Raw genomic sequence first — 16,207 nt, 5'->3', positions numbered from 1 at the left:
GTTTCTTGGAATTATTCCAGTACAAGCAGTCGATCATCCTGATCGGACGGCACGCCCCGGCCATCGGTATTGTTGGTAATGACATAGGTTTTGCCGTTATGGACCTTAACGTCTCTTAATCGGCCTTCGCCTTCCAGTACGGTCTCGAGCGCGGCTTTCTCCGGCTGGAACCGGTACAGCTTCTGTCCCCGAAGGGTCGCCACGTACAAGCGGTCCTGCTCGTCGAAAGCGATGCCGGAAGGAGCTATTGCCGTTTCGCCGCTATGGTACAGCGGGAGTTCCATGCCTTCCAACGTATCATCGCCATAAATCTCGGGCCAGCCGTAGTTGCTGCCGGCCGTGATTTCATTAATCTCATCGTGTCCGCCCGGCGTGCCGGAAGGCCCGTGCTCCGAGCTGTAAAAGTCCCCATCCGAATTCCAGGCCAAGCCCTGCGAATTCCGATGCCCTAACGTGTAGACGTAAGAACCTGCCGTCGGATTGTCCGCCGGGACTTTCCCGTCCAGCGTCAATCGCAATATTTTGCCTGCCAGGTTCTCCTGATTTTGCGCAAGCTCGCCTTCGCCCGAATCTCCCGTCGTAACATATAGCATCTCATCGGGCCCGATCGCGATTCTGCCGCCATTATGCACGTTGGAGCCGGGAATGGACTCAAGGAAGACTTGGGACTCCCTCCATTGGTTTCCCTTCAACTCCAGCAGAACCAGCCGGTTCAACAGTGTTCCACCCTGATCATAGGTGTGATAGGCGAAGGCTTTTCCGGAATCCCGAAAATCAGGCGCTAACGCAAAGCCCAGAAATCCCCCTTCTCCTTGATGCAAAACCGGCTTTTCGGTATGTACCGATTGTCTGTTCAGTGTGCCGCCCTTGATCTGAACGATATTCCCTTCCCGCTCGCTGATATAAATCGTCTCACCGTCAAAATCGATGGACCAAGGCGTTCTCAATTGCTCCGCAAGCACCTGATAGGAAGAATCCGGAGTCGCTTCCCGCTTCTCCTCCTGGGTTCCTTCTTCAGCCGAAGGGGACGACTGGCTTGTACATGCAGCAAGAAACAGAAGCGCCGCTGTAAACATCACGCCGAACATCTTTCGTTTCAAATCCAGCACCTCCCGGGTTTATTCAGGGCTTCGGTGTCATCATCTGGATGTCCTGCGCTATGCCCTGCAAAGAACTCATCACGATATCCTCATCGCTAAACGATTCGATCCGACTGCCCGCAACATAACGGGTTTCGTGCCCTCTTCCGGTAATAATGATCCTGTCCTCGTCACCGGCCATTTCCACTGCGCGTTGAATTGCTTCTTTACGGTCTAAGACAACCTCCCAGTTCTCCGATTCGCGGGAAGTTAAACCGCCCAGCATCTCGGCCATGATCTGCTCCGGATCCTCAGAGAACGGATTGTCGGCCGTGAACAATACATAATCCGAATACGAGGCTGCAATATCGGCCATGATCGGGCGTTTCGAACGGTCCCGCTCGCCCCGGCAGCCCATCACGCATATCATTTTGCCTGAAGTAATGGCCTTGGCGGATTGCAAGGTTGCTTTAAGACCGTCCGGATTATGCGCATAATCGACCACCACGCCAAAACGGCGTCCTGTTTGTATTTCTTGAAACCGGCCATGAACCCCTGCAAATTGCTCCAAACTTGCGCGGATTTCTTTCAGCGGTATCCCTTCCAGCAGACAGGTTGTCATGGCGGCCAGCGCGTTGTATATATTGTGTACTCCGTGCACCTTCAGATAAACGTCGCTGCTTCCCCAGGGCGTTTCTGCATGAAAGGCGCAGCCTTCCCTGGAGTGATGAATTTGCGTTGCCCGGACGTCCGCCTGATTCTGAATGCCATAGGTTAAGATTTGTGCGGATGTTCGTTTAGCGTAATAAGAGGATGCGGCTTCGTCTGCGTTCAAGACGGCCTTCTTCTGCATGTCACGGTTACTGTTACCCAGCTGGGCAAACAGCAGCTCTTTCGTATTGCGATAGCTCTCCATAGTCTGATGGAAGTCTAGATGATCATGCGATAAATTCGTGAAGACGACCGTCTGAAAATCGCATCCACGCACCCTTCCCATATCCAATCCGTGCGAAGATACTTCCAGAACGCCGTATTCACCGCCATGCGAGATTATGGTGTGAAAATAACGCATGAGCTGGATCGTATCCGGCGTAGTATTCAATGTCTTCTCCACGTGCTCGCCAATCTTCATATACAAGGTGCCGATGATCCCTGTTTTGCGGCGGGCGTCGTTAAGTATTTGATCTACCATATGAGTCGTCGTCGTTTTGCCGTTCGTCCCGGTAATTCCAATCAATTTCAATCGCCGCGTAGGATCGCCAAAAAAAGCGTTTGCGAGAATCGGCAGGATTCTTCTTGTATCCGGCACCGTTATTTGCGTAACGTTTCCTGGCAGTCCACAAAGCTCCCGCTCGGCCACGATGGCAACAGCCCCATTCCGTATCGCCTGTTCGGCATAATCATGGCCGTCCACGTGAAATCCCGGTACGCAGACGAACATGCCGCCCGGCCGGATTTCTCTTGAATCTGTTTCCAGGTTCGTGATATCCGCGGAAGTACGGCCCGTAATCTTTTTTAATATCAGCTGATCCGTCAGTGATTGTAGAATCATGTCTGGTACCTCATCTCGTGATGTAATCATATACCCAGGGTCAGGTGGCAGCGTGATGTATAAGATGTAGAATTTACGACTATGTATCGTTTTAACCAGCATTTCTAATTAACCTAACCAAGCAAGGGCCTTCTGAAACTGAATTAGGGAACTAACAAAGTGGTGACTGGATTCGCTAACCATGTTACGCTTAAAGTAAGCGGTTGCAAGAAAAGAAGCATGGAATGTATGCAGCCTGTTCTATAAAGAACGCGGACAAAGGATCCGAAGATCCATATCTGCCTGAAAGGGGAACTTTCGATGGGACCGTTCACCGACGATTTGCTTCGCGATAAAGTCGTTTTGATTACGGGAGGCGCCACGGGCCTGGGACGCGCCATGGGAGAGAAATTCGCGCTGCTGGGCGCTAAGCTCGCCATATGCGGACGCCGGGAAGAAGTGCTGCAGCAGACCGCAGAAGAATTAAAGCAGAAGGGCTGCGAGGTATGGTACAAAAGCTGCGATGTTCGCGACCCTGCGCAAATCTCGGCTCTTGTTGAAGCGGCAGAGCAGCATTACGGAGGCATTGATGTGCTTGTCAACAATGCGGCCGGGAACTTTATCAGTCCCACGGAGCGCCTTTCTCCTCGGGCTGTGGATGCCGTGCTCAACATCGTGCTGCACGGCACCTTCTATGCCACCCTGGAGGTCGGCAAACGCTGGATTGAACAAGGCAAAGGCGGGACGATGCTCAACATCGTCACCACATACGCTTCTACGGGCTCAGGCTACGTGGTCCCGTCCGCGGCTGCCAAAGCAGGCGTGCTTGCGCTGACTCGCTCCCTGGCCGTGGAATGGGCACCCTACGGCATACGCCAGGTAGCCATCGCCCCGGGTCCGTTCCCAACCGAAGGCGCCTGGTCAAGATTATCCCCTACGCCAGAACTGGAACAGAAAATGATCGACCGCATCCCCCTCAAGCGCGTTGGGGATGCTGAGGAGCTGGCTAATCTCGCCGCCTATCTGATTTCCGATTATGCCGGCTATATTAATGGCGACGTGATCACCATCGACGGCGGCGAATGGCTGCAGGGGGCAGGGCAGTTTAACGAGCTGGCCGAAGTGACCCATGAGCAGTGGGATCGGCTGGCCGAGCTGACGCGCAAAGGCAAATAGTATATACGCGAGAAAAACAGCTTTCCATCTACTTTCACCAAAGACGGAAACAGAAGGCGGAATAGGTGTGAATCAAGTTTTCAGTTTCTCTGAAAACTTATGTATCTCTATAATCTAAATGAGCCCGAGCCGGGAGTAGCCAATGGACTGCTCCCGGCTTGGGGCTCAACATTATGTTTCGTAGGAATCTACCAGCAAAGCATATACGATGCCCGGTCCGTGAACGCCAATCGTCAGATCGTTCTCGATATCGGCGGAACGGCTCGGACCCGATATGAAATGGATTCCCGCTGGCAGCTGCTCACGTCCGGCCTGATCGAACTGAACGAGAATCTCCCCTAATCGGGTAACCATTCTGTCAATTGGAATGATAGCCATCAGCACGGTCGGCAGCAGGCTGACCGAACGACCCTTATGCGGGGCGGACTTCACCGTAATCGAACCGGTGTAAGCCGCAGCGTAATCGGCCATGACAACGCCGAAGTCGGCTCTGGCGGCAACAGCCCTCCAGTCCGTGTCCGCCGCTTCGTTCCAGGAGAGAACCAGCGCATCCGGCAGACTCTCTTCCAGACCCAATCGATCCAGCGCGTCCTCCTGCTGACGAAGAATCGTAGCTGCGCTCATCTCCATCGCTTTATCCCTTATAAACCGGGTGACCTCTTCGCGATGGCTCAGTCTGACCACATGGCCTCCGGCTGCTTCAAAGTTTGCGGTAAACTGCGTAATTTTCTCCTCGAGCGGCCAATTAAATTCATTCCAGAAATCCGGGGCACCGCGGAAAGGGTGCTCCGGAGCGGAGCGAATCCGATCTCTACCCAGCTTCGCGGCGATCCCATCCATGAACTGCTCCTGCTTCCTGCGGGATTGTTCTTCTAGTCGGGTTAACCAGCCGCGATCGGTTTCGTTAGTCATGCGCATTCTCCCCCTTTCCGGACTTCTGCATTCGAAGCCGCTCCCTCAACCGGTCGGCGATTACAGGATCCATGGTCCCCGAGGTTCTGCGAATATCCTGCTCCATCTCGGGCCATCGATCACGGAAGGAATGTTTGGGGAGACTCGGGGTCACCCTGTACGAATTCCATCCCTTCAAAGGACCGATCCTCGTTCGGATCTCCCCGCCCCGCACCACCAGCTTCTGGCCCCATTTTCCGAGGGATACCACACTGCGGTAACGCTTGGCATTACCCATGACCGCCGAGAAGCCTTTCATCCCCATCGCTTCCAGCTTATCGCCGCGTCCGGCTTCAATCTTCCGGCGGCGCAAGGATACCAGCATGTCATGCAGCGGGATCTTGACCGGGCATGCTTCATAACAGGCGCCGCACAGGCTGGATGCGTTGGCGATATCGTCCCATTCCGCGACGTTCTTGTTCAAGGCCGGCGTTAATACGGCACCGATTGGGCCGCTATACGTACCTCCATAGGCGTGCCCGCCAATATGACGATATACCGGACAAGCATTTAGGCAGGCGCCACATCGTATGCAATTGAGCAGCTCCTGGAATTCCGGATCGCCGAGCTGGAGAGAGCGCCCGTTATCGATAATGATAATATGCATTTCGTCTGGTCCATCGGCATCCAGCTCTCTCTTCGGCCCGCTGATGCCGGACATGTATACCGTCAGTTTCTGGCCGGTCGCAGACCGCGGCAGCAAGGTAGCCATCACCTCGAGGTCAGACCATGAGGGAATAATCCGCTCCATGCCCATTAGGGTGATCTGCGTCTTCGGCACGGTCGTCACCATCCGGGCATTGCCTTCATTCTCGAACAGGACCATCGAGCCCGTCTCCGCGATGGCAAAATTACAGCCCGTCATGCCAATGTCCGCTTCGAGAAATTTCTCGCGCAGCTTCATGCGGACGAACCCCGCCATAATCGCCGTATCCGGCGGCAGCGCTTCGCCCGCCTCCGCGGACAGCAGCTCTGCGATCTGATAACGGTTTTTGTGGATGGCTGGAATAATAATATGGGAAGGTGTTTCATCCGCAAGCTGAATGATGTACTCGCCGAGATCCGTTTCCACGGCCTCCACCCCGATGGAATCCAGTGCCTTGTTCAGGTGCAGCTCCTCGGACACCATCGATTTCGATTTGACGACGGATTTAGCCGACTTATGCTCCGCAATCTGCAGGGAGATCGCAACCGCTTCTTCTGCCGTCTCCGCAAAATGGACATGCGCTCCGTTCGCCCTGGCCTGCTCGGCAAACTCATTCAAATAATAATCCAAATGCGCAATGGTATGGAGCCGGATTTGGCGCCCCCGTTCCCTCCACGCATCCCAGTTGCCATGCTCCTCCGACGCCAGCTTTTTGCCAAGCCGCAGCCGTTCTGTTGTAAACTTCACCGCATTGCGCAGAAATTCATTGTTCAGAGCGTAACCTGCACGCTCCTTCACCGTCTGCGCTTTCGTCTCAGCTGTGCTCATGCACGCTCACCCCCTCGTACAAAAGCTCGGCCAAATGCTTGACCTGAACCTTCTCGCCCCGGTGACGCAGATTGCCGGCAATGTTCATGAGGCAGGCCATGTCAAGTCCGACCAGCACGGACGCCTCGGTTTCCAGCACATGATCGCTTTTCTCCGTTACCATCGCGCCCGAAATATCCGCCATTTTCACGGCAAACGTTCCCCCGAACCCGCAGCAATCCTCGGCAAACGGCAAGGGGACGAGCTCCAGCCCTTTGACGTGACTCAGCAGTTTCATCGGTTCGTCCTTTACCCCGAGCAGGCGGCTGCCGTGGCAGGAAGGATGATAGGTTACCTTGTGCGGATAGACGGCGCCAACATCGGTCACGCCCAGCACGTCGACGAGGAATTGCGTAAACTCATAGCATTTGGATTGAAGCGCTTTCGCTTTATCCAGGTAAACGGGATCGTCCTTGAACAAATCCGGATAATGATGAATCATATACGTGCAGGACCCCGAAGGGGACACCACAAAGTCGCTGTCGTCAAAAGCGTCCAAAATCGTCCTGGCGCTGATGCGCGCCTCTTCCCAATAACCGCTGTTGTAGGCAGGTTGGCCGCAGCAGGTCTGGATTTCCGGGAATTCCAGCTGCACGCCGTACCTTGCCAGCAGTCTTGCCATCGATTCAGCTACCCGCGGGAACAAGGCATCGCTGAGACAAGTGACAAACAATGAAATCTTCAAACTTTTCACCCCGCTAATCGTCAGGATAGGCCGATGAGTCGGCCTCTAGCAAGAACCCACCGGAACGGGGGGATTCCATGTTGATATGATCCAGCAGCTTGCTCTATACGGATTCGATTCGAAGACCCAGCGCCCGATAAGGCGCCGCTTCCTCTTCCGTCAATCTCCGGTCGGTGATGATCAGGTTCACTTCGGCGAGGTCGGCCACCTGCGCAAAAGCCTGCGTGCCGAATTTGCTGGCATCGGCAAGCAGAATGGTCTCATCCGTCATCCCGATCATTTTTTGCTTGATTCTTGCCTGCAGCTCATTGGATTCGCTCAAGCCCCGGTCCATGTGCACGCCCTTGCAGGAGAGGAAGGCTTTATCCACGTAGTAAGCTTCCAGCGAACGCTCCGCCAGCGGACCGACGAAGGACAAGGAACGATGAGCCAGGATCCCGCCCGTCGAGATGACCTGAACGCGCTCCTTGGTGCTCAGCTCAACGGCCACCTTAATCGAATTCGTCAGCACGGTCATCGGAATGTCCGGTATGATCTTGGCCATGTACCACGCGGTTGAGCTTGCATCCAGCAGGATGCGGTCGTTCGGATGGATTCGCTTGACCGCTTCCTCCGCGATTCGCTGCTTCTCCAGCGCATGCATGATTTCCCGTTCGGCATACGGTATTTCCGGCTGAGACCGCTGAATTTCCGGTTGATCCTTCACGCTAACCGCTCCCCCGTGGGAACGGCGCAGGCGTCCTGCTTGCTCCAGCCTGTCAAGGTCGCGGCGAATCGTTTCCTCCGTTACGCCGCAGAGCTGACTCAGCTCGGAGACGCGAATGCTCCCTCTTTCGTTGACCAACTGTACTATTTTCTCATATCGTTCTGCAACCAGCATCATACCGCCCATCCTTACTGTTCGTATATTCTATCTCTTCCCGGTCCACTGACCGAACAGCCCGTAAGCTTCCTCCCATAAGGGGGCATCCTGCGGCTCGTAGGTCTTGACCGGGAAGGATTCCCTAATGACTGCGCGCGCTTCCCATATATCGGACAGCTCGCCCTGCGCAATGAACTGTACGGCCATATTGCCGATGGCGCTGCCTTCCGCAGGCCCCGCCCATACCGGCTTCCCAATGGCGTTCGCCGTCCACTGGCATAATGTTTCATTATGAATGCCACCGCCTACCATATGCAAGCCCTGAAATTTCCGTCCGGACAATTCCTCGGTCAACTCCAGCACATATCGGTATTGCATGGCCAAACTTTCCATAATGCAGCGCACAAGCGCGCCCTCGTTCTGCGGAACGCCCTGGTTCGTGCGGGCCGCATATTCCCTTACCCGTTTCGGCATGTCTCCCGCAGGAAGGAACATGGAATCGTCCGGATCGATGAAGCAAGCAAATGCCGGCGCCGTTTCCGCCATATGAACCAATTCGGGATACGAATACGACATCCCTTCCCGCTCCCAGGTCCGCTGACATTCCTGCAGGATCCACAGCCCCATGATGTTCTTGAGCAGCCGATACGTGCCGTATGCGCCTCCTTCATTCGTGAAGTTCAGCTCACGGGCCCTTTCATGAATGACCGGCTGGTCGACCTCGGTCCCCATCAACGACCAGGTGCCGCAGCTCAAATAGGCGAACGACCGCTCCAATGCAGGAACCGCGACCACGGCGGAAGCCGTATCATGCTCTGCAACCGCATAAAGCGGGATGGATGGAAGCCCCAGTTCCTCGGTTACGGCAGGCCTTAACCCCCCGATATGGGTACCGGGTTGAACCACAGGATGAAATAACCCACGAGGGATCTTCAATGATTTCAATAGATGATCATCCCAGCTGGCCAAGTGCGGGTTATACAGCTGCGTCGTGGTCGCATTCGTGAATTCGTTCGCCATCTCGCCCGTCAAGAAATAGCGCAGCAAATCGGGGATCATTAAGAATCGCTCAGCCTCTTGAAGCAGATAGGGTTTCTTCCGTTGGAGCGAAGCAAGCTGGTACATCGTATTGAACGAGAGAAATTGAATTCCCGTCCGATCAAAAATTTCTCCAGGCGTCAGTTCGCGGAAGACCTGTTCCATCACGCCATCCGTGTGCGTGTCCCGATAATGATACGGATTCAAGAGCAGCTCCCCGCCCCGATCCAGAAGCCCGAAATCCACCGCCCAAGTATCAATGCCGATGCTCGACGGTAAGCGATGTTTCCCCTTCAGCTTGAGCAAGCCCTGTTTCATCTCATGGTAGATCCGTAAGATATCCCATTGGAAGCGGTCGCCGATTCGAACGGGATCGTTCGGGAACCGGTGGATTTCCTCCACGCCGATGGTGCGGCTGTTCAGCTGGCCCAGCATCGCCCTGCCGCTGCTTGCTCCCAAATCAAATGCAAGAACGCTCAACGCTCCCCAGCCTCCTTGTCAGATCATAATCAACGGTTCGGGCATGAACCCGATGACGATTCCATCTCTTCTCATGCCTGCGAACGCTTCAGCAATACGTCCTGTTCATACTGTTTCACTTCGGACAGCCACTCTTCTCTGACCGGCACTCCCAAACGTTCACAGTAGTAATCCCACACCGCTCCGAACGGATAGGATTTAAACTCTTCGGTCAACGCCAGGCGGGTCGTGTAATCGCCTTCAAGCTCAGCCTGCTTCAGCCGATCGACCGGCTCAAGCTTGGCGCGCAGCAGCGCCTTGATCGTATTGCGGGTTCCGATAACCCACGCAGCGATGCGGTTAATGCTGGCATCGAAGAAGTCCAGTCCGATATGGGTAACATCCAGCAGTTGATTGCGCACCAGCTCGCGTCCGATCTCGGTCAGTTCATCGTCCATGATGACGACATGGTCGCTGTCCCAGCGCATCGGCCGGCTGACGTGAAGGAGAAGCCCATCGGTGAAAAGGGCGAGCGACGACAGTTTGCCGGCAATGCTCTCGGTTGGGTGAAAATGACCCGCATCCAGGCAGATCAGCTTGTTGTTCCGAATGCCATACCCCATGTAGAACTCGTGCGAACCCACAACGTAGGCTTCGGATCCGAGCCCGAACAGCTTGCTCTCGACTGCATCCAAATTCCATTCCGGATTGATCTCCTCGGCAAAAATCTCATCCAGCGAATCCTTCAGCCGCTGTCTCGGTGCCATTCGGTCTACCGGCATATCCTTGTAGCCGTCCGGAACCCAAATATTCGTCACGCAGGTCTGACCCAGCTGTTCACCGAAATAAGCTCCGATTCTTCGCGAAGCCTTGCAATGATCAATCCAAAATTGACGGATCGCCGGGTCGGCATGACTCAGCGTAAACCCGTCCTTCGACTTGTCGTGGGAAAAGCAGGTGGGATTAAAATCGAGTCCGATCCCCTGCTCCTTGGCCCAATCCACCCAGGACTGGAAGTGCCTCGGCTCCAGCTGATCCAAATCAACGGACTCGTCGGTATCCGCATAAATCGCGTGGAGATTCACCTTGTGGGATCCGGGAATGAGCGATAACGCTTTTTCCAGGTCGGCTCTCAGCTGGTCCGGCGTTTCGGCTGCACCGGGATATTCCCCGGTCACGGAAATGCCGCCGGACAGGTCCTGATCACGGAACAGGAATCCGCGAACATCATCTCCCTGCCAGCAATGGATGGAGATTTTGATGCGCTCAAGTTCTGTCAAGATTTGGTCCACATCGATGCCATGCTGCCCATAGAGCTGTTTAGCTTCCTCAAAGTTCCTTGCAACGTCCTGCCTCATCGCATATCCTCCCCTATGAATGAGGATAGCCGGGTTGTATCAACCCAGCGCCCCATCTTAATAAGAATTCTTGATTCCTTGCGTTAGGTTGGTTACTCATTCTTTCGATTATCGAGTAAACGCTGCGGGTACTCCCCCGTCAATCGTCAGCATGCAGCCGGTCGTCTTCGATGATTTGGACGAAGCAAAGTAAGCAATGCCCTCGGCAATGTCCTGCGGGTAGATGTTCACGAGCAGTGTCGTGCGTTTCCGATAGTGCTCTTCCAGCTGATCCGGTTCGATCCCGTAGGCTGCAGCCCGATCGTTTCTCCAGTTCGAGTTCCAGATCGCAGAGCCTTGCAATATCGCGTCAGGCAGGATCGTATTCACTCGGATGCCGTATTCCCCGCCCTCGGCAGCAATGCAGCGGGCCAAATGCGCCTCAAGCGCTTTCGCGGAGCTGTATGCGGTCACATTTTTTCCGGCATAAACGGAGTTCTTCGACCCGATAAACACCATGCTCCCGCCAATCCCCTGTACCTTCATCAAGGAGAAGGCTTCTCTGGCCACGAGGAAATAACCTGTGCCCAGCACGTTCATGTTCAGGTTCCATTCCTTAAGAGACGTCTCGTCAAACGGGCTGGACGTTGCAAGACCCGCATTGTTCACGATAATATCGACACCGCCATAAGTTACGGAGGTTTCGCGATAGGCGCGCTGCACGGCCTCTTCGTCGGTTACGTCCATTTTAACAGCAAATGCCCGATTCTCCCCGTACTTTGCATTGATTTCCTCGGCAACCTGCTGCGCGCCTTCAAGATTTAGGTCCGCAAGCACGACATGGGCTCCTTCGGCTACGAGCCTGCGCGCCGCGGCACTGCCGATCCCCCCGGCTCCCCCGGTGATAAAAGCAATCTGTCGCGAAAACTCCGCTTCGGCCGGTGCAAGGCTCAATTTATACAGCTCCAGCGGCCAATACTCCACGTTGTAGGATTCGTTCTCGCTCAGGGATACGAAGTCGCCTAGCGCCGTTGCGCCGCGCATGACCGCGATTGCCCGATGATACAGGGCGCCGCTGACTTGCGACATCGTCCAGCTCTTGCCGGTGTTGATCATTCCGATTCCGGGAATCAGGATGACGCGCGGAGCCGCTTCGAACATGACGTCGCCTTCATGATGGTTGCGTTCAAAATAGGCTTGATACTGCGCTTTGTATGCCGCAATGCCCTCGATGAGCTTTGCCTTCAGGCCTTCGATATCTTCAGCGTTCGGCGTCCAATCGATGAAGAGGGGAACAACCTTGGTATGAACCAGATGATCCGGACAAGCGGCGCCTACTTGGGACAGTTTCGGCGAATCGATGCCGCCGACGAAGTCCAGCACATCGTCTTGATCATCGAAGGACAGGATCATTTTCTTCGCGTCGCTGACGGCTCCGCGTACGGCAGGCATCACTTCCGCAGCGATGCTCCGGCGGATTTCCGCGGCAAGCGGCGCATGCTTCCGGCCGCCGAACAGCTTGTCGTTGTTCACTCGGGCTTCAATGAACGCTTCCGCTTCACTTATGATGCGAATCGTCTGTGCGTAACAAGCTTCCGAGGTGTCGCCCCAGGTTACAAGTCCGTGCTTCTCCATGAGCACAAGCTCGGCGTTCGGATTAGCCAGCACCCCTTCCGCGATCATCTTCGACAGCGTAAAGCCAGGGCGGACATATGGAACCCACACGAATCGGTCGCCGAAAATTTCCCGGGCTAATTCTTTGCCGTTATGGGCGCAGCACAAGCTGATAATGGCATCCGGATGCGTATGATCCACATGCCGAAACGGCAAGAACGCGTGCAGCAGCGTTTCAATGGAAGCGCGCGGGTGCTTCGCATCTACCATGCAATGACCAAGGTATGCCACCATTTCCTCATCCGACATCGAATCTCGTTCGAACAGCGGCCGGATATCCTCCATGCGCAAGCCTGTGAAATTGCCCGCTTTCATGGTGGCCAGATCGGATCCGCTGCCTTTTACGTACATCACCTCGACGTCGTTGCCGCGAAAATCCTGAATCGTTGTTTTACTGGATGTGTTGCCGCCGCCCCAGTTGCATACGCGCCGGTCGGCACCAATCAAATTCGAGCGATAGACAAGCTCATCCAATGTATTTTGTGCCTGCTGTGCATTTGATTGTTCCCATAAGCTCTGAACCATGAAGCTTCCCCTCCGATTGACCATATGAATTTGCTTTCATTTGTTTCCCATATTAACACGCCCGTTTATCTTTGAATAGTATATTTTCAAAAATAAACAAAGATATTGTATTTGTTTTTTTGGTTTTAAATGCAATTCCCGTACAAACAAAAAAGCAGCTCTTATCAGAGCTGCTTTTCGAACCAAGCTTCTATATTTGATTTATGAATGGTCAGAGCCGGAACCCGCGGCCGCCATTTGATCCGCTTTTGCAATTCCTTCCAGCAATGCATCACGGAATGCAATTTCATCCTCGTTGACGTAACCCGTGAATACGATTTCCGAGATGTCCTTATGGTTGAAAAAGATGTTGGAATCCGCGGTCAGATTTCCGTGAGGATAGAAGCAGGCAACGTAATCCCAACGCTTTAGCGTCTTGGAGTCGCTCTGCATTCGGCCATAGATCATCAGCGTCTGGTCCCAATCCTTGAACTTGACTACAGTTCCGATTGGCAGCAGCTTCTGCTCCGTTTGCTCATGCTGTTCCATGTTGATCAACCCTTCATTATTTTTTTACCGATCCAATAGACAATCGACACTACGAGCGGTACTCCAATGAGAAAGGATAGACAGATGACGGTTTTTTCCGCCGCCGCGTAACTCGTGTCCAGCAGATTGGGAATCACCGTGCCCAGAACGCCGACGATCGCAATAATCACCATTATGTATTTGAACCGTTTTTGTCTGTCGCTCATCGGCTGTGCGCCCCCTTCTATTTTACCGTAATCGCTCCGCCGACTCCGACGAGGCTTGCTCCCGGTCCCAACGGGATGTGGAACTTCAAGCCGCTCTTGCCCACCTCCGCGGATGCGCCGAGTACGCCCAGTGAAGCGGAACCTCCGATGTGCAGCTCTTTATCCGTCCAAGGAAGCGGAATATTCACGCCGCCCTCATATTTGTTTAATGTAGCCTCAGCTCCGACGCTAAGCGTACCGTCCTTGACCGCCGCCTCGACTTCGGCCTTCACCAGGCTAACCGATCCTTCGACATGATCATTCGCATAACCTGCTTCAACAACAGCCCCGCTGGCATGCGCCCCTTCGGATAAGCTTGCTCCCGCACTGCCTGTTATTGCTTTGGCATAAAGTCCATTCTCTTCGTGCTTGATTACGCTGCCTTCCACTTCTACTCCTTTGAGCGCTGCGTCCAGCGGGTTGCTTGAGGATTTAGCGGCCACGCCGGAAGCCTTGGATGCAGCACCTGCCGCCGCAGCGATTCCCGCTCCGGTTGCCGCCCCGGCCATAATGCCCGCGCCTGCTGCGGCTCCTCCAGCTGCAGCACCGTTCACCATTTCATCCGTGGAACGGAATTTGACGGATATTTGCTTCAGCTCGGCGGATATCGTTTGCAAGCACTCCACAAACTTGAGCATTGTCGTCCTGGCCTGCTGATAATCCCCGTAAAACCGCTCGCGGGTCATCCCTTCCCACTGACCTTCCATTTCGTGAATCCTTCGCTGGAGCCGCTGCACCAAATCGCCGCTAAGTTGCCCTGATTGGGCAAATTGCGCGGATACCTGCTCCAGCTGCTCGGGTGTAACTAATATTCGATTGGACATAAATACGGACGCCCCTTCTGTCTCGCCGCCCTGCTTCTTCAGGCAGTCTACCCACAAATTTCAATTCCATAAACTATTAAACCGATCTACCAAGCAATAACCACATTTTTCAATTTTAGTAGGTATACAGGAAAGGAACAATCAAGCGAAGGATTCATTTTCATCAGGTCCCGATCTAGTAAAAAAGCACTGACCTCCTCATTCCCCATGCGGATGAACAGTCATCTCATCCCCGGCTTAAGCCCAGCCATGAAATCATCCCGGGGTACGGTGCCCATTACATCCCCAGCCCGTTAAAGCAGCCCCCGTTCTCTTGTACATTAGAAACAATTCATCTTTCCGAAAGAGGGTATTCATTATGAACCAACTTGCACGTGAAGCGGCCAGCGGGGCATACCGGCTGTATAAACAGGAGACATGGCTCATGCTGACGGGTCTGCTCGGCTTTTTGCTGGCCGGAATTTGCGGGGTATGGGTGCTGCTCCATGGCGGACCTGTCTCACCGGACGGAGATGTCTCCAAAGCCTTTTCCTTCAACGCGGCTCTGGGAATATTCATCCTATCAACCGCAAGCATTTTACCGGTTTCCGGCATGCGGCCACGAAGCCAATCGATCTACCGCTGCTGTTACATTCCCCTAGTGTTGTTCTCCTACTTCGCCGAGACCGTACAACATTTCCGCGGCGTCGATCCAAGGTTCGTTCAGAACGGTTCATCCTTCGATCATGTCATCTCCATGATTTTTCCTGCCGTTGCGCTTCTCCTCATCGTGTTCTACCTGATCCTGGGGGCTCAATATTTCCGCAAGCGTGCAATAGAGGCCCATCCGGAGCTTGGCCTCGGCATCCGTTATGCCATGATCGCGGTGCTGGTATCTTTTGCGGCAGGCATCTGGATTTCCATCAACGCGGGTCGTTTCACCGGGATCGGCGGCAATATCATATGGCTGCACGGACTCGGGTTTCATGCATTGCAGGCCATTCCTTTGGTGGCCTGGCTGTCCATGAGAAAATCCGTCAATGCTGCCGTCAAACCGATCATCATTCATATCAGCGGTCTCGCCTATTTATTCGGACTGATCGCCATTGGATGGCAGACGCTTCTCGGTTACTCCTTGGCGGAATGGTCCTTGCTGCCGATTCTGGCGGGCAGCTGTTTTCTCGTCGCTTTCACGCCTGTGATATGGCTGATCAGTCAATCCGATGCATCCGCCGAACCTTTCAACCGTACCCAATCCTCGCGAAATTTATAAATTGGACATAGAAAAAGAGACAGTATGGGGCACCTTCCCCGACTGTCTCATCGAAAATTGCTGGTCTTGATCCATATCCTGATATGGGTTTAGATAAATAAAAACGGAATGAGGAACAACAAGGCAATGGCTTCCCAAGCAAGCACATTGCCTGCGAAACCGTAGCCTCCATATGGTCCAAAACCGCCGTAGCCGTATGGTCCAAATGCGGACGTTTGTGCACCGCCTTTGGTCGACTTCGAAGATTTTCTGCCCTTTTTCCCTTTGGCGGACAATATAAATGCGGATGGGTTCGCAAATTCGAGTTCAAGACCCCGATCGTGTACACCGCGAATCGTCCCCACGACTTCCCTTCCATCATGCATGACAGCGCAAACGGTTTTGCCGACGTAACCTTTGCATCCTTCTGCCGAAATTGGTATTGGCTGCAATCCTTCTCCCCCTCCCAAGCGTTTGTGTATTATATTCCTCCTGGGGAGAAGGCGGCAGAGATAGAAGTCCACGCACTCAAAATTCCGCCATTAACCT

Annotated in this window: 15 protein-coding genes; 2 read left to right on the top strand and 13 right to left on the bottom strand. The window is 54.1% G+C overall.

Annotation, left to right across the window (positions count from 1 at the left end; all coding sequences use genetic code 11):
- Positions 1–11: 11 nt before the first annotated feature.
- Both BMX45_RS02750 and BMX45_RS02745 read right to left on the bottom strand, forming a co-directional pair.
- On the bottom strand, positions 12–1,109 hold the full coding sequence (locus BMX45_RS02750) for a PQQ-dependent sugar dehydrogenase (protein WP_254777923.1): 1,098 nt from the start codon (positions 1,107–1,109) through the stop codon (positions 12–14).
- A gap of 13 nt (positions 1,110–1,122) precedes the next feature.
- On the bottom strand, positions 1,123–2,631 hold the full coding sequence (locus tag BMX45_RS02745) for a UDP-N-acetylmuramoyl-L-alanyl-D-glutamate--2,6-diaminopimelate ligase (RefSeq protein WP_090908384.1): 1,509 nt from the start codon (positions 2,629–2,631) through the stop codon (positions 1,123–1,125).
- A gap of 300 nt (positions 2,632–2,931) precedes the next feature.
- Here BMX45_RS02745 and BMX45_RS02740 point away from each other — a divergent pair, with 300 nt between their 5' ends.
- Positions 2,932–3,786 (top strand): SDR family oxidoreductase, encoded by an 855-nt coding sequence (locus tag BMX45_RS02740; protein ID WP_090908383.1) that lies wholly within the window; start codon positions 2,932–2,934, stop codon positions 3,784–3,786.
- Between the two features lie 171 nt (positions 3,787–3,957).
- Here the strand turns inward: BMX45_RS02740 and BMX45_RS02735 are convergent, their stop codons facing one another.
- The 10 genes from BMX45_RS02735 to BMX45_RS02690 all read right to left on the bottom strand — a co-directional run bounded on the left by BMX45_RS02735 (position 3,958) and on the right by BMX45_RS02690 (position 14,427).
- On the bottom strand, positions 3,958–4,698 hold the full coding sequence (locus tag BMX45_RS02735) for a LutC/YkgG family protein (RefSeq protein WP_090908382.1): 741 nt from the start codon (positions 4,696–4,698) through the stop codon (positions 3,958–3,960).
- Positions 4,691–6,211, bottom strand: a complete 1,521-nt coding sequence (locus BMX45_RS02730) for a LutB/LldF family L-lactate oxidation iron-sulfur protein (RefSeq protein ID WP_090908381.1) — start codon at positions 6,209–6,211, stop codon at positions 4,691–4,693. The genes BMX45_RS02735 and BMX45_RS02730 overlap by 8 nt, the downstream gene beginning before the upstream one ends.
- The gene (locus BMX45_RS02725) at positions 6,198–6,935 is read right to left on the bottom strand and encodes a (Fe-S)-binding protein (RefSeq protein WP_090908380.1); all 738 of its coding nucleotides are present in this window, start codon (positions 6,933–6,935) and stop codon (positions 6,198–6,200) included. The genes BMX45_RS02730 and BMX45_RS02725 overlap by 14 nt, the downstream gene beginning before the upstream one ends.
- A gap of 103 nt (positions 6,936–7,038) precedes the next feature.
- The gene (locus tag BMX45_RS02720) at positions 7,039–7,815 is read right to left on the bottom strand and encodes a DeoR/GlpR family DNA-binding transcription regulator (protein ID WP_090908779.1); all 777 of its coding nucleotides are present in this window, start codon (positions 7,813–7,815) and stop codon (positions 7,039–7,041) included.
- A 30-nt stretch (positions 7,816–7,845) separates the two neighbouring features.
- Positions 7,846–9,315, bottom strand: a complete 1,470-nt coding sequence (locus BMX45_RS02715) for a rhamnulokinase (RefSeq protein ID WP_090908379.1) — start codon at positions 9,313–9,315, stop codon at positions 7,846–7,848.
- Positions 9,316–9,386: 71 nt separating this feature from the next.
- Positions 9,387–10,652 carry an L-rhamnose isomerase gene (rhaA, locus tag BMX45_RS02710; protein ID WP_090908378.1) on the bottom strand — a complete coding sequence of 422 codons (1,266 nt, stop codon included), beginning with the start codon at positions 10,650–10,652 and terminating at the stop codon, positions 9,387–9,389.
- A gap of 108 nt (positions 10,653–10,760) precedes the next feature.
- Positions 10,761–12,830 carry a bifunctional aldolase/short-chain dehydrogenase gene (locus BMX45_RS02705; protein WP_090908377.1) on the bottom strand — a complete coding sequence of 690 codons (2,070 nt, stop codon included), beginning with the start codon at positions 12,828–12,830 and terminating at the stop codon, positions 10,761–10,763.
- Positions 12,831–13,031: 201 nt separating this feature from the next.
- Positions 13,032–13,358: a DUF4176 domain-containing protein gene (locus tag BMX45_RS02700; protein WP_090908376.1), complete on the bottom strand. Its 327-nt coding sequence runs from the start codon at positions 13,356–13,358 to the stop codon at positions 13,032–13,034.
- A 5-nt stretch (positions 13,359–13,363) separates the two neighbouring features.
- Positions 13,364–13,564: a hypothetical protein gene (locus BMX45_RS02695; RefSeq protein WP_090908375.1), complete on the bottom strand. Its 201-nt coding sequence runs from the start codon at positions 13,562–13,564 to the stop codon at positions 13,364–13,366.
- Between the two features lie 17 nt (positions 13,565–13,581).
- Complete coding sequence (locus tag BMX45_RS02690) at positions 13,582–14,427, bottom strand: WXG100 family type VII secretion target (RefSeq protein ID WP_090908374.1); 846 nt, start codon at positions 14,425–14,427, stop codon at positions 13,582–13,584.
- A gap of 358 nt (positions 14,428–14,785) precedes the next feature.
- Between BMX45_RS02690 and BMX45_RS02685 the strand changes: the two genes are divergently transcribed.
- On the top strand, positions 14,786–15,679 hold the full coding sequence (locus tag BMX45_RS02685) for a hypothetical protein (protein WP_090908373.1): 894 nt from the start codon (positions 14,786–14,788) through the stop codon (positions 15,677–15,679).
- 89 nt (positions 15,680–15,768) lie between these two features.
- Here the strand turns inward: BMX45_RS02685 and BMX45_RS02680 are convergent, their stop codons facing one another.
- Positions 15,769–16,110, bottom strand: a complete 342-nt coding sequence (locus tag BMX45_RS02680; RefSeq protein ID WP_090908372.1) for a hypothetical protein — start codon at positions 16,108–16,110, stop codon at positions 15,769–15,771.
- Positions 16,111–16,207 lie beyond the last annotated feature (97 nt).

Source organism: Paenibacillus sp. cl141a, from assembly GCF_900109305.1.
GTDB classification, from domain to species: domain Bacteria; phylum Bacillota; class Bacilli; order Paenibacillales; family Paenibacillaceae; genus Paenibacillus_AQ; species Paenibacillus_AQ lautus_A.
This window is presented reverse-complemented; position numbering and strand designations above follow the sequence as displayed.